Raw genomic sequence first — 12,803 nt, forward strand, 5'->3', positions numbered from 1 at the left:
CTATGATCCGCGGTCCCGATCGGGATCCCAGGATCCTGGTTAGGATAAATTGCAGATAGCAATTCGCACGTCCCCCTTTACGCAGGGTCATGTCGATGTGCGCCAACAATCATGAATATTCAATAGTTTTCTTTTATTGTTCGAGTGGAGTCCGCCGTGTCACTTTCGCTTTGGCAGCAGTGTCTTGCCCGATTGCAGGATGAGTTACCAGCCACAGAATTCAGTATGTGGATCCGCCCGTTGCAGGCGGAGCTGAGCGATAACACGCTGGCTTTGTATGCGCCAAACCGTTTTGTGCTCGATTGGGTAAGAGACAAGTACCTCAATAACATCAATGGCCTGCTGAACGATTTTTGCGGGTCAGATGTCCCACAGCTGCGTTTTGAAGTGGGCACAAAGCCGGTCACCCAAACCGTTCGTGAAACCGTAAATGTAGCCGCGCCCGCTCAGGCTGTTCCGGCTCCGGCGCCTCGCGTTGCACCTGCTCGTCAGGGCTGGGATAACGTCCCTGCCCCCGCAGAGCCAACTTACCGCTCTAACGTTAACGTGAAACACACGTTCGATAACTTCGTTGAAGGTAAGTCGAACCAGCTGGCGCGCGCGGCAGCCCGTCAGGTTGCCGATAACCCCGGCGGTGCTTACAACCCGCTGTTCCTGTATGGCGGCACGGGTCTCGGTAAAACCCACCTGCTGCATGCGGTAGGTAACGGCATTATGGCGCGCAAGCCCAACGCGAAAGTGGTGTATATGCACTCCGAGCGCTTCGTTCAGGACATGGTAAAAGCCTTGCAAAACAATGCGATCGAAGAGTTTAAACGCTACTACCGTTCCGTTGACGCGCTGCTGATCGATGACATCCAGTTCTTTGCCAATAAAGAACGATCGCAGGAAGAATTTTTCCACACCTTCAACGCCCTGCTGGAAGGCAATCAGCAGATCATTTTGACCTCGGATCGTTATCCTAAAGAGATCAACGGTGTTGAAGATCGTCTCAAATCCCGCTTCGGCTGGGGCCTCACCGTGGCGATCGAGCCACCGGAGCTGGAAACCCGCGTCGCGATCCTGATGAAGAAAGCCGATGAGAACGACATACGCCTGCCGGGTGAAGTGGCGTTCTTCATCGCCAAGCGCCTGCGCTCCAACGTGCGTGAGCTGGAAGGGGCGCTGAACCGCGTTATCGCCAATGCCAACTTCACCGGTCGTGCGATCACCATCGATTTTGTGCGTGAAGCGCTGCGCGATTTGTTGGCATTGCAGGAAAAACTGGTCACCATCGACAATATTCAAAAGACGGTGGCTGAGTACTACAAGATCAAAGTGGCAGATTTACTGTCTAAACGTCGTTCCCGCTCGGTGGCGCGTCCGCGTCAGATGGCGATGGCGCTGGCAAAGGAGTTAACCAACCACAGTCTGCCGGAAATCGGCGATGCGTTTGGTGGCCGTGACCATACGACCGTGCTGCACGCGTGTCGCAAGATTGAGCAGTTACGCGAAGAAAGCCACGACATAAAAGAAGATTTTTCCAATCTAATCAGAACATTATCATCGTGACGCTATGAAATTTACCGTTGAACGTGAACATTTATTAAAACCGCTGCAACAGGTGAGTGGCCCATTAGGCGGCCGCCCAACGCTGCCTATTCTCGGAAACCTGCTGCTTCAGGTCGCGGACGGTACGCTGTCGCTGACCGGTACAGATCTGGAAATGGAAATGATCGCGCGCGTTACGTTGACGCAGCCGCACGACGCGGGCGCGACCACGGTTCCGGCACGTAAATTCTTTGATATTTGCCGCGGGTTGCCGGAAGGCGCTGAAATCGCCGTGCAGCTGGAAGGCGACCGCATGCTGGTGCGCTCTGGCCGCAGCCGTTTCTCGCTCTCCACGCTGCCCGCTGCGGACTTCCCGAACCTGGACGACTGGCAGAGTGAAGTAGAATTCACTCTTCCGCAGGCGACGATGAAGCGTCTGATTGAAGCCACGCAGTTCTCCATGGCGCATCAGGACGTTCGTTACTACTTAAACGGCATGCTGTTCGAAACCGAAGGTGAAGAGCTGCGTACCGTGGCCACAGACGGCCACCGTCTGGCGGTCTGTTCCATGCCGATTGGCGACTCACTGCCGAACCATTCGGTGATCGTGCCGCGTAAAGGCGTGATTGAACTGATGCGTATGCTCGACGGCGGTGACACGCCGCTGCGGGTGCAGATTGGCAGCAATAACATCCGTGCCCACGTGGGCGATTTTGTCTTCACTTCGAAGCTGGTTGATGGCCGTTTCCCGGATTATCGCCGCGTATTGCCGAAGAACCCGGACAAAACGCTGGAAGCGGGCTGCGATAGCCTCAAGCAGGCGTTTGCCCGCGCGGCCATTCTCTCGAACGAGAAATTCCGCGGCGTACGCCTGTACGTGAGTGAAAACCAGATCAAAATCACCGCCAACAACCCGGAGCAGGAAGAGGCAGAAGAGATTCTGGACGTCACCTACGCCGGGGCTGAGATGGAAATCGGCTTCAACGTCAGCTACGTGCTGGATGTGCTCAATGCACTGAAATGCGAGAATGTGCGCATTCTGCTGACCGACTCCGTTTCGAGCGTACAGATTGAAGATGCGGCCAGCCAAAGCGCGGCTTATGTTGTCATGCCAATGAGACTGTAATGTCGCTCACCCGTCTGTTGATCCGCGACTTTCGCAATATCGAAAGCGCGGATCTCGCTTTATCCCCCGGCTTTAACTTCCTGGTTGGCGCGAACGGCAGCGGCAAAACCAGCGTGCTGGAAGCCATCTATACGCTCGGCCATGGCCGGGCGTTTCGCAGTTTGCAGATTGGTCGCGTCATTCGCCACGAGCAAGAATCCTTTGTTCTGCACGGGCGTTTGCAGGGCGCAGAGCGGGAAACCGCCATCGGCCTGACCAAAGACAAGCAGGGCGATAGCAAGGTGCGCATCGACGGCACCGACGGCCATAAGGTGGCGGAGCTGGCGCTGCTGATGCCAATGCAGCTGATTACGCCCGAGGGGTTTACTTTACTCAACGGCGGCCCCAAATACAGAAGAGCGTTCCTCGACTGGGGATGCTTTCACAATGAAGCCGGTTTCTTTAACGCCTGGAGCAACCTGAAGCGTCTGCTTAAACAGCGTAACGCCGCGTTGCGCCAGGTCACGCGCTACGCACAGCTGCGTCCGTGGGACATGGAACTCATCCCTCTTGCGGAACAGATCAGCCGCTGGCGTGCCGAATACAGCGCGGGTATCGCCGAAGATATGGCCGACACCTGCAAACAGTTTTTACCCGAGTTCTCTCTCACCTTCTCCTTCCAGCGTGGCTGGGAGAAAGAGACGGATTATGCCGAGGTGTTAGAGAGAAGCTTCGAGCGCGACCGGATGTTGACCTACACCGCGCACGGCCCGCACAAGGCGGATTTCCGCATTCGTGCCGACGGTGCGCCGGTGGAAGACACGCTGTCGCGCGGGCAGCTCAAGCTCCTGATGTGCGCGCTACGCCTGGCGCAGGGGGAGTTCCTCACCCGCGAGAGCGGACGACGCTGCCTGTACCTGATAGATGATTTTGCCTCGGAACTTGACGACGCGCGGCGCGGCCTGCTTGCCAGCCGCTTAAAAGCCACGCAGTCGCAGGTTTTCGTCAGCGCCATTAGCGCTGAACACGTTATGGACATGTCGGACGAAAATTCGAAGATGTTTACCGTGGAAAAGGGTAAAATAACGGATTAACCCAAGTTGAAATGAGCGAGAAACGTTGATGTCGAATTCTTATGACTCCTCCAGTATCAAAGTCCTGAAAGGGCTGGATGCGGTGCGTAAGCGCCCGGGTATGTATATCGGCGACACGGATGACGGCACCGGTCTGCACCACATGGTATTCGAGGTGGTAGATAACGCTATCGACGAAGCGCTCGCGGGTCACTGTAAAGACATCGTGGTCACCATCCATGCGGATAACTCTGTGTCCGTTACCGATGACGGCCGTGGCATCCCGACCGGTATTCACCCGGAAGAGGGCGTATCGGCTGCGGAAGTGATCATGACCGTACTGCACGCAGGCGGTAAGTTCGACGATAACTCCTATAAGGTTTCCGGCGGCCTGCACGGCGTAGGCGTTTCCGTAGTAAACGCCCTGTCGCAAAAGCTGGAGCTGGTTATTCAGCGCGAAGGCAAAATTCACCGTCAGATCTATCAGCACGGTGTGCCTGAAGCCCCGCTGGCCGTTACCGGTGATACCGATAAAACCGGTACCATGGTGCGTTTCTGGCCGAGTCTTGAAACCTTCACCAACGTCACTGAATTTGAGTACGACATCCTGGCGAAGCGCCTGCGTGAACTGTCGTTCCTGAACTCCGGCGTCTCTATTCGCCTGCGCGACAAGCGTGACAACAAAGAAGACCACTTCCACTACGAAGGCGGTATCAAGGCGTTTGTTGAGTATCTGAACAAGAACAAAACGCCAATTCATCCGAATATCTTCTATTTCTCCACCGAAAAAGACGGTATTGGCGTGGAAGTGGCGCTGCAGTGGAACGACGGTTTCCAGGAAAACATCTACTGCTTTACCAACAACATTCCACAGCGCGACGGCGGTACTCACCTAGCGGGCTTCCGCGCGGCGATGACCCGTACCCTGAACGCCTACATGGACAAAGAAGGCTACAGCAAAAAAGCGAAAGTCAGCGCCACCGGTGATGACGCCCGTGAAGGCCTGATTGCCGTGGTTTCCGTGAAGGTGCCGGATCCGAAGTTCTCCTCACAGACCAAAGACAAGCTGGTCTCTTCCGAGGTGAAATCGGCGGTTGAGCAGCAGATGAACGAACTGCTGAGCGAATACCTGCTGGAAAACCCGAACGACGCGAAAATCGTGGTGGGCAAAATTATCGATGCGGCACGTGCTCGTGAAGCAGCGCGTAAAGCCCGTGAAATGACCCGTCGTAAAGGCGCGCTGGACCTGGCAGGCCTGCCGGGCAAGCTGGCTGACTGTCAGGAACGTGACCCGGCGCTGTCCGAACTGTACCTCGTGGAAGGGGACTCCGCGGGCGGTTCTGCGAAGCAGGGCCGTAACCGTAAGAACCAGGCGATCCTGCCGCTGAAGGGTAAAATCCTCAACGTTGAGAAAGCGCGCTTCGACAAGATGCTCTCTTCTCAGGAAGTGGCGACGCTCATCACCGCGCTCGGCTGCGGCATTGGCCGCGACGAGTACAACCCGGACAAGCTGCGCTATCACAGCATCATCATCATGACCGATGCGGACGTCGACGGCTCGCACATCCGTACGCTGCTGTTGACCTTCTTCTATCGTCAGATGCCGGAAATCGTTGAGCGCGGTCACGTCTACATTGCCCAGCCGCCGCTGTACAAGGTGAAGAAAGGCAAGCAGGAACAGTACATTAAAGATGACGACGCGATGGATCAGTACCAAATCGCGATTGCCCTTGATGGCGCGACCCTGCATGCGAACTCCAGCGCGCCAGCGCTGGCCGGCGAGCCGCTGGAGCGTCTGGTCTCCGAGTTCAACGCCACGCAGAAAATGATTGGCCGTATGGAACGCCGCTATCCAAAAGCGCTGCTGAAGGAGCTGGTCTATCAGCCAACCCTGACCGAAGCCGATCTGAGCAACGAGCAGGCCGTGACCCGCTGGGTGAATACCCTGGTGAGCGAGCTGAACGAGAAAGAGCAGCACGGCAGCCAGTGGAAGTTCGACGTTCAACAGAATGCGGCACAGCAGTTTGAGCCGATTGTTCGCGTGCGTACTCACGGCGTCGACACCGACTACCCGCTGGAGCACGAATTCGTGACCGGCCCGGAATACCGCCGTATCTGCACCCTCGGCGAGAAGCTGCGCGGCCTGATCGAAGACGATGCCTTCATCGAACGTGGCGAGCGTCGTCAGCCGGTAGCAAGCTTCGAGCAGGCGCTGGACTGGCTGGTGAAAGAATCCCGTCGCGGTCTGTCTATTCAGCGTTATAAAGGTCTGGGCGAAATGAACCCGGATCAGCTGTGGGAAACCACCATGGATCCGGAAAGCCGTCGCATGCTGCGCGTCACCGTTAAAGACGCGATTGCTGCGGATCAGCTGTTCACCACCCTGATGGGCGATGCGGTAGAACCACGTCGTGCGTTCATTGAAGAGAACGCGCTGAAAGCGGCGAATATCGATATTTAACAGTCGCTATCCCGCATGAAAACTGGCCGCGCTTTTAGCGCGGCTTTTTTATGGGCGCAGGAATGTCCAGCGACATCGTCGCCGGTAAACGGCTCGCCAGCGCATCTATGGCCATTCTTACCCTCAGGGGCAGGTACGGCGTCTGTTGCCAGACGGCATGGACGTCAAAATGGACATCCGGCGCCTGCATAAAGAGCGGGACAAGCTTTCCCTGATGAATTTCTTTGATGGCCATCCAGCAGGGGAGCCAGGCAATGCCGTGCCCGGTCACCGCCGCGTCGCAGATGGCCTGCAAATCATCCATATTGAGTGATGACCGCGGCGTAAACGTGCGCGGCGTTCCGTCGCTGTCCATAAGCTGCCAGGATAGCACGCGGCCTGCGCGCAGATAGTTAATGGCCGCGTGCCGGGATAAATCATCCACAGCGCCTGGATGACCTCTTTTTTGCAGATAGTCGGGCGAGGCGCACAGGACCATGCGGTGTTCTCCCAGCTTTCTGGCCACCAGCACGCTGCTGTCCTGCAGCGTGCCGTTACGTACCGCCATATCGAAGCCTTCCTCGACCAGATCCACCACGCGGTCGCTGAACGACATTTCAAGCTCAAGCCCAGGCTGTTCCTGCGCCAGTTCAATCAGCAGCGGCGCGACGCACTGCCGTCCAAACAGCACCGGCATGGCAACACGAAGCCGACCGTTGATCTGATGCTTCCCCGTTTCCAGCAGGGATTCCGCGCTCTTGATCTCCTCCAGCGCGCGCAGGCAGCGCTCGTAGAACAGGGCGCCGTTATCGGTGAGCCGCTGGCTGCGGGTAGTGCGCTGAAACAGCCGCACTCCCAGACGTTCCTCAAGTCGAGCAATGCTTTTACCCACCGCAGAGCGCGACAGGTGCAGGCGAACTGCGGCCTGCGCAAAGCTTCCTGCCTCCACGGCAGCGACAAAAACAGGAATATCTTTCAGCGTATCGGTCACGGTTTGTATCCATTCAGGCGTCAATGAAGAGAAAACTTATCGCCACTGGTGACGAGGAGTCAACGGTAGACTGTCATTACTGAAGCTTATCTGATGGCAGGAGAAAAAAATGACAGAGACAATGCAGCGCTGGTCAATGAACGCCCTCGGGCGCGAGAATCTCAAACTCATTCATGAATCGGTTCCACAGCCAGGCCCCGGTGAGGTTCGCGTACGGGTAAATGCCGTTGCGCTCAACTATCGCGATAAAATGGTTATCGAAGGCACGATGCCGATTCCGCTTTCCTTCCCGTTCACCCCGGCGTCTGACATGGCGGGCGTGGTGGACAGCGTAGGTGAAGGTGTCACGCGTTTCAAACCCGGCGCTCGCGTCATTTCAACCTTCTTCCCGGAGTGGATCGACGGCAAGCCGCAGGCAGACGCGCGTGATTTGCCCTACAAAACGTCCGGCGGCTATTTCCAGGGAATGCTGGCCGAATATGTGGTTGTAAATGAAAACGCGCTGGTAGCCTCACCGGAAAGCCTGGATGACGCAGAGGCCAGCACGTTACCCTGCGCAGGGCTTACCGCCTGGTTCGCGCTGGTGGAGCGGGGTCAGCTCCGCGCCGGGCAATCGGTGCTGGTACAGGGGACGGGCGGCGTGGCGATTTTCGCCCTGCAAATTGCAAAAGCGCACGGAGCGGAGGTGTTTGTCACCTCGGGGAGCGATGAAAAACTGGCGCTCGCCAAAAAACTGGGCGCCAGCCAGGGCGTTAACCGCCTGAAGAGTGACTGGGCTGAAGAGGCATTGGCGCTGACTCAGGATCGCGGCATCGACCATATTATCGAAACCGTAGGAGGGGAAAACCTGAAGCATTCCCTGCGTGCCGTTGCCGTTCACGGGCGTATCTCCGTCATTGGCGTGCTGGCCGGGACTGACATTTCGCTGCCTGCTGGCGAGCTGCTGCTGAAATCCCCCGTCATCCAGGGGATTGGCGTGGGGCACCGCCGGGCGCTGGAGGATTTGGTCCGCGCTGTTGACGTCACGGGACTGAAGCCGGTGATTGAGCATCGCTACCGTTTTAACGAGCTTGAACAGGCCCTTGAACATCTGGATCGCGGCGCATTCGGTAAAATCGTTCTCACCCGCGAGTAAGTCGTCGTTCCTCGGGTAAGCGTAAAAGGGGTGTTTCTGTTGCGCAATGTAGCTCTATTTTTGTGTGCTTAATCGCGTTAGCATGAGGTAGCACTCATTTATCCCGGGGAACTCATGGCTATCAAACTCATTGCAATCGATATGGACGGCACGCTGCTGCTGCCAGACCACACTATCTCTCCTGCCGTTAAAAACGCGATCGCCGCCGCACGAGCGAAGGGCGTGAATGTGGTTCTGACCACGGGGCGTCCGTATGCGGGCGTACACAGCTACCTGAAAGAGCTGCACATGAATCAGCCGGGCGATTACTGCATCACCTATAACGGCGCGCTGGTGCAGAAAGCCGCAGACGGCAGCACGGTTGCGCAAACTGCGCTGAGCTATGATGACTACCTGTTCCTCGAAAAACTGTCCCGTGAAGTGGGCTCCCACTTCCACGCGCTCGATCGCAATACGCTCTACACCGCCAACCGCGATATCAGCTACTACACGGTGCATGAATCCTACGTTGCGACCATTCCGCTGGTGTTCTGTGAAGCCGAGAAAATGGATCCGGCGACGCAGTTCCTGAAGGTGATGATGATCGACGAGCCGGAGATCCTGGATAAAGCCATCGCGCGCATTCCGGCGGAGGTAAAAGAGAAGTACACCGTGCTGAAAAGTGCGCCGTACTTCCTCGAAATCCTCGATAAACGCGTCAATAAGGGCACCGGCGTGAAATCACTTGCTGATGCGTTAGGGATTAAGCAGGAAGAAATCATGGCGCTCGGCGACCAGGAAAACGACATCGCGATGATTGAATTCGCGGGCGTTGGCGTGGCAATGGATAACGCCATTCCTTCGGTGAAAGAGGTGGCTGATTTCGTCACAAAATCTAACCTCGAAGACGGCGTTGCCTACGCGATCGAGAAGTTTGTGCTGCAGTAACGCTTATTTTCAATCATCAGCCCCGGTTATCAACCGGGGCTTTTTTTTGCCCTGTATTTATCGAATTGTTCTTTTTGTGATCTTGATTGTAGTACAACATTGACTGATTGTACTACATTGTCACCACGGAAAAGACGAATGGCCTCACGTTTGTACTGCAAAAGTGAGGCGAAATTCAGCGGTCGCGGTAAAGTAGTGATGGACATACAGAGCACAAGGACTCTCCATGACTCTCAATAAAACCGATCGCATCGTTATTACGCTGGGCACCCAGATTGTGGGCGGTAAATACGTTCCCGGTTCGCCGCTCCCCGCAGAGGCTGAACTGTGCGAGGAGTTTGAAACCTCGCGCAACATCATCCGGGAAGTGTTCCGCTCGCTGATGGCGAAGCGGCTGATTGAAATGAAGCGCTATCGCGGCGCATTTGTTGCTCCGCGCAACCAGTGGAACTACCTCGATACCGACGTGCTGCAGTGGGTGCTGGAAAACGACTACGACCCGCGGCTTATCGGCGCGATGAGTGAAGTTCGAAACCTGGTGGAGCCGGCAATTGCGCGCTGGGCGGCGGAACGCGCGACATCCGGTGATTTGGCCCAGATTGAATCGGCTTTAAACGACATGATCGCCAATAACCAGAACCGGGAGGCGTTCAACGAGGCGGACATTCGCTACCACGAAGCGGTGCTGCAGTCGGTGCATAACCCGGTTTTACAGCAGCTTAGCGTGGCGATCAGCTCGCTACAGCGAGCGGTATTTGAACGTACCTGGATGGGTGATGAGGCCAACATGCCAAAAACTCTCCAGGAACATAAAGCGCTGTTCGATGCGATACGGCATCAGGACGGCGATGCGGCAGAGCAGGCGGCGCTTACCATGATTGCCAGCTCGACACGAAGGCTGAAGGAAATCACATGACATCTCGTTACATCGCAATTGACTGGGGATCGACCAATCTGCGCGCCTGGCTTTATCAGGGCGAGCAGTGCCTGGAGAGCAGGCAATCAGAAGCAGGCGTGACGCGCCTGAACGGTAAATCCCCCGAGGCGGTGTTAGCAGAGGTCACACAAAACTGGCGCGACAGCGCCACGCCGGTGGTAATGGCGGGAATGGTGGGCAGTAACGTAGGCTGGAAAATTGCACCTTACCTGTCGGTTCCCGTCCATTTCTCCGCTATTGGCGAGCAGTTGACGTCCGTTGGCGACAATATCTGGATTATTCCCGGTTTGAGCGTCTCTCGCGACGATAACCACAACGTGATGCGCGGCGAAGAGACGCAGCTGCTTGGCGCGCGCGCTCTCTCTCCTTCTTCTGTCTACGTCATGCCCGGCACGCACTGTAAGTGGGTCCAGGCTGACGCTGAGCAAATCCACTATTTTCGCACCGTAATGACCGGCGAGCTGCACCATTTGCTGCTCAACCATTCGCTGGTCGGGGCCGGTTTACCTGAGCAGGAATCCTCGTCAGAGGCGTTTTCCGCCGGGCTTGAACGTGGGATCGCCTCCCCTGATGTGTTGCCGCAGCTTTTTGAGGTTCGCGCCTCGCACGTGCTGGGACTTCTCCCGCGCGAGCAGGTAAGCGAGTTTCTCTCCGGCCTGCTGATTGGCGCAGAGGTCGCCAGCATGCGTGAGTTCATCGCGCACGAGCAGGCCATTACGATTGTCGCAGGCGCATCGCTAACGTCGCGCTACGAACAGGCATTTCGCGCCGTTGGGCGTGATGTTTCGACGGTATCCGGCGACACGGCATTTCAGGCAGGAATAAGGAGCATCGCTCATGCAGTGGCAAACTGATCTTCCCCTTATCGCGATTTTGCGCGGCATCACGCCCGATGAGGCGTTAGACCACGTCGGCGCGGTTATCGACGCCGGATTCGACGCGGTAGAAATCCCGCTCAACTCGCCCGACTGGGAAAAAAGCATTCCGGCCGTGGTGGAGGTTTTCGGCGATAAGGCGCTGATTGGCGCAGGCACCGTGTTACAGCCTGAGCAGGTCGATCGGCTGGCAAAGATGGGCTGCAGGCTTATCGTCACGCCCAATATTCAGCCTGAGGTGATCCGCCGCGCGGTGGGTTACGGCATGACAGTCTGCCCGGGCTGCGCCACCGCCACGGAAGCCTTTGCTGCCCTTGATGCGGGCGCGCAGTCGCTCAAAATTTTCCCGTCATCGGCTTTTGGACCGGACTACATCAAGGCGTTGAAAGCGGTATTGCCCGCCAGCGTGCCTGTCTTTGCCGTGGGCGGCGTAACGCCAGAAAACCTGGGCCAGTGGATGAGCGCTGGCTGTGTGGGCGCAGGGTTGGGGAGCGATCTTTATCGTGCCGGACAGTCCGTGGAACGTACCGCACAGCAGGCGGCAGCATTTGTGAAAGCGTATCGAGAGGCAGTGAAATGAAAATAACCAAACTCACCACGTACCGTTTACCCCCGCGCTGGATGTTCCTGAAAATCGAAACCGATGAAGGGGTTGTAGGCTGGGGCGAACCGGTGATTGAAGGGCGCGCGCGCACCGTTGAAGCGGCAGTACACGAGCTGGGCGAATACCTTATTGGTCAGGATCCGGCGCGCATTAACGACCTGTGGCAGGTGATGTACCGCGCGGGCTTCTACCGCGGTGGTCCGATCCTGATGAGCGCCATCGCCGGTATCGACCAGGCGCTGTGGGATATCAAAGGTAAAGTGCTTAACGCACCGGTCTGGCAGCTTATGGGCGGCCTGGTGCGCGACAAAATCAAAGCCTACAGCTGGGTAGGCGGCGACCGTCCTGCGGAAGTGATCGACGGCATCACGCAGTTACGCAATATCGGCTTTGACACCTTCAAGCTCAACGGCTGCGAAGAGATGGGCGTTATCGACAATTCGCGTGCGGTAGACCGGGCGGTCAATACCGTGGCGCAAATTCGTGAAGCCTTCGGCAACGAGATTGAGTTTGGCCTGGATTTCCACGGCCGCGTCAGCGCGCCGATGGCCAAAGTGCTGATTAAAGAGCTGGAGCCGTATCGCCCGCTGTTTATCGAAGAGCCGGTGCTGGCCGAGCAGGCGGAGTACTATCCGAAGCTGGCTGAACAGACCCACATTCCTATCGCGGCGGGTGAACGTATGTTCTCGCGCTTCGAGTTTAAACGCGTACTTGAAGCGGGCGGCATAGCGATCCTGCAGCCGGACCTTTCTCATGCGGGCGGCATCACCGAATGCTACAAAATTGCCGGGATGGCAGAAGCTTACGATGTGGCGCTGGCGCCGCACTGCCCGCTCGGCCCAATCGCGCTGGCGGCCTGCCTGCACGTCGACTTCGTCTCCCGCAATGCGGTGTTCCAGGAACAGAGCATGGGGATTCACTATAACAAGGGCGCGGAACTGCTCGATTTTGTGAAAAATAAAGAAGACTTCTGCATGGAAGGCGGTTTCTTTAAACCGCTTACGAAGCCGGGCCTTGGCGTGGAAATTGACGAAGCTAAAGTCATTGAGCTGAGTAAGAATGCGCCGGACTGGCGAAACCCGCTGTGGCGTCATGAGGACGGCAGCGTAGCGGAATGGTAATCGCCATCCCGTAGACCCGGTAAGCCTCCGGGCAAAAATCATACATACAAAAATATAACCCTCTG

General features: G+C 56.9%; 11 protein-coding genes. 10 read left to right on the plus strand and 1 reads right to left on the minus strand.

The window, feature by feature from the left end; all coding sequences use genetic code 11:
- Nucleotides 1-156 precede the first annotated feature (156 nt).
- Genes dnaA through gyrB form a run of 4 tightly spaced genes read left to right on the plus strand, consistent with a single transcriptional unit; the run spans nucleotide 157 to nucleotide 6,169 of the window.
- Nucleotides 157-1,551 carry a chromosomal replication initiator protein DnaA gene (gene dnaA, locus IM273_RS07235; RefSeq protein ID WP_032644944.1) on the plus strand — a complete coding sequence of 465 codons (1,395 nt, stop codon included), beginning with the start codon at nucleotides 157-159 and terminating at the stop codon, nucleotides 1,549-1,551.
- 4 nt (nucleotides 1,552-1,555) lie between these two features.
- On the plus strand, nucleotides 1,556-2,656 hold the full coding sequence (gene dnaN / locus IM273_RS07240; protein WP_008500170.1) for a DNA polymerase III subunit beta: 1,101 nt from the start codon (nucleotides 1,556-1,558) through the stop codon (nucleotides 2,654-2,656).
- The gene (gene recF, locus IM273_RS07245) at nucleotides 2,656-3,729 is read left to right on the plus strand and encodes a DNA replication/repair protein RecF (protein ID WP_045260850.1); all 1,074 of its coding nucleotides are present in this window, start codon (nucleotides 2,656-2,658) and stop codon (nucleotides 3,727-3,729) included. The genes dnaN and recF overlap by 1 nt, the downstream gene beginning before the upstream one ends.
- Nucleotides 3,730-3,757: 28 nt before the next feature.
- Nucleotides 3,758-6,169, plus strand: coding sequence for a DNA topoisomerase (ATP-hydrolyzing) subunit B (gene gyrB / locus IM273_RS07250; RefSeq protein ID WP_028014934.1), 2,412 nt, complete (start codon nucleotides 3,758-3,760; stop codon nucleotides 6,167-6,169).
- A 34-nt stretch (nucleotides 6,170-6,203) separates the two neighbouring features.
- On the opposite strand, the gene IM273_RS07255 is transcribed toward gyrB, so the two are convergent.
- Complete coding sequence (locus IM273_RS07255; RefSeq protein WP_193050930.1) at nucleotides 6,204-7,139, minus strand: LysR family transcriptional regulator; 936 nt, start codon at nucleotides 7,137-7,139, stop codon at nucleotides 6,204-6,206.
- Nucleotides 7,140-7,248: 109 nt separating this feature from the next.
- On the opposite strand from IM273_RS07255, the gene IM273_RS07260 reads away from it, so the two are divergent.
- The 6 genes from IM273_RS07260 (at nucleotide 7,249) to dgoD (ending at nucleotide 12,738) form a co-directional block, all read left to right on the plus strand.
- Nucleotides 7,249-8,274, plus strand: a complete 1,026-nt coding sequence (locus IM273_RS07260) for an NAD(P)-dependent alcohol dehydrogenase (RefSeq protein WP_193050928.1) — start codon at nucleotides 7,249-7,251, stop codon at nucleotides 8,272-8,274.
- Nucleotides 8,275-8,388: 114 nt separating this feature from the next.
- The gene (gene yidA / locus IM273_RS07265) at nucleotides 8,389-9,201 is read left to right on the plus strand and encodes a sugar-phosphatase (RefSeq protein WP_047363227.1); all 813 of its coding nucleotides are present in this window, start codon (nucleotides 8,389-8,391) and stop codon (nucleotides 9,199-9,201) included.
- A 226-nt stretch (nucleotides 9,202-9,427) separates the two neighbouring features.
- Nucleotides 9,428-10,117 carry a D-galactonate utilization transcriptional regulator DgoR gene (gene dgoR, locus IM273_RS07270; protein ID WP_003861109.1) on the plus strand — a complete coding sequence of 230 codons (690 nt, stop codon included), beginning with the start codon at nucleotides 9,428-9,430 and terminating at the stop codon, nucleotides 10,115-10,117.
- On the plus strand, nucleotides 10,114-10,992 hold the full coding sequence (locus IM273_RS07275; protein WP_193050926.1) for a 2-dehydro-3-deoxygalactonokinase: 879 nt from the start codon (nucleotides 10,114-10,116) through the stop codon (nucleotides 10,990-10,992). Before dgoR ends, IM273_RS07275 begins: the two co-directional genes overlap by 4 nt.
- Nucleotides 10,976-11,593 carry a 2-dehydro-3-deoxy-6-phosphogalactonate aldolase gene (locus IM273_RS07280; protein WP_063437524.1) on the plus strand — a complete coding sequence of 206 codons (618 nt, stop codon included), beginning with the start codon at nucleotides 10,976-10,978 and terminating at the stop codon, nucleotides 11,591-11,593. The genes IM273_RS07275 and IM273_RS07280 overlap by 17 nt, the downstream gene beginning before the upstream one ends.
- The gene (dgoD, locus tag IM273_RS07285; RefSeq protein ID WP_028014940.1) at nucleotides 11,590-12,738 is read left to right on the plus strand and encodes a galactonate dehydratase; all 1,149 of its coding nucleotides are present in this window, start codon (nucleotides 11,590-11,592) and stop codon (nucleotides 12,736-12,738) included. Before IM273_RS07280 ends, dgoD begins: the two co-directional genes overlap by 4 nt.
- Nucleotides 12,739-12,803 lie beyond the last annotated feature (65 nt).

It is taken from the genome of Enterobacter cloacae complex sp. P13B, assembly GCF_014895915.1.
GTDB classification, from domain to species: Bacteria; Pseudomonadota; Gammaproteobacteria; order Enterobacterales; family Enterobacteriaceae; genus Enterobacter; species Enterobacter bugandensis.

What these genes read in the sequence shown, in the direction of transcription:
- dnaN (WP_008500170.1), top strand. Translation starts at nt 1,556, where the DNA reads ATGAAATTTACCGTTGAACGTGAACATTTATTAAAACCGCTGCAACAG.
- recF (WP_045260850.1), top strand. Translation starts at nt 2,656, where the DNA reads ATGTCGCTCACCCGTCTGTTGATCCGCGACTTTCGCAATATCGAAAGC.
- gyrB (WP_028014934.1), top strand. Translation starts at nt 3,758, where the DNA reads ATGTCGAATTCTTATGACTCCTCCAGTATCAAAGTCCTGAAAGGGCTG.
- IM273_RS07260 (WP_193050928.1), top strand. Translation starts at nt 7,249, where the DNA reads ATGACAGAGACAATGCAGCGCTGGTCAATGAACGCCCTCGGGCGCGAG.
- yidA (WP_047363227.1), top strand. Translation starts at nt 8,389, where the DNA reads ATGGCTATCAAACTCATTGCAATCGATATGGACGGCACGCTGCTGCTG.
- dgoR (WP_003861109.1), top strand. Translation starts at nt 9,428, where the DNA reads ATGACTCTCAATAAAACCGATCGCATCGTTATTACGCTGGGCACCCAG.
- IM273_RS07275 (WP_193050926.1), top strand. Translation starts at nt 10,114, where the DNA reads ATGACATCTCGTTACATCGCAATTGACTGGGGATCGACCAATCTGCGC.
- IM273_RS07280 (WP_063437524.1), top strand. Translation starts at nt 10,976, where the DNA reads ATGCAGTGGCAAACTGATCTTCCCCTTATCGCGATTTTGCGCGGCATC.
- dgoD (WP_028014940.1), top strand. Translation starts at nt 11,590, where the DNA reads ATGAAAATAACCAAACTCACCACGTACCGTTTACCCCCGCGCTGGATG.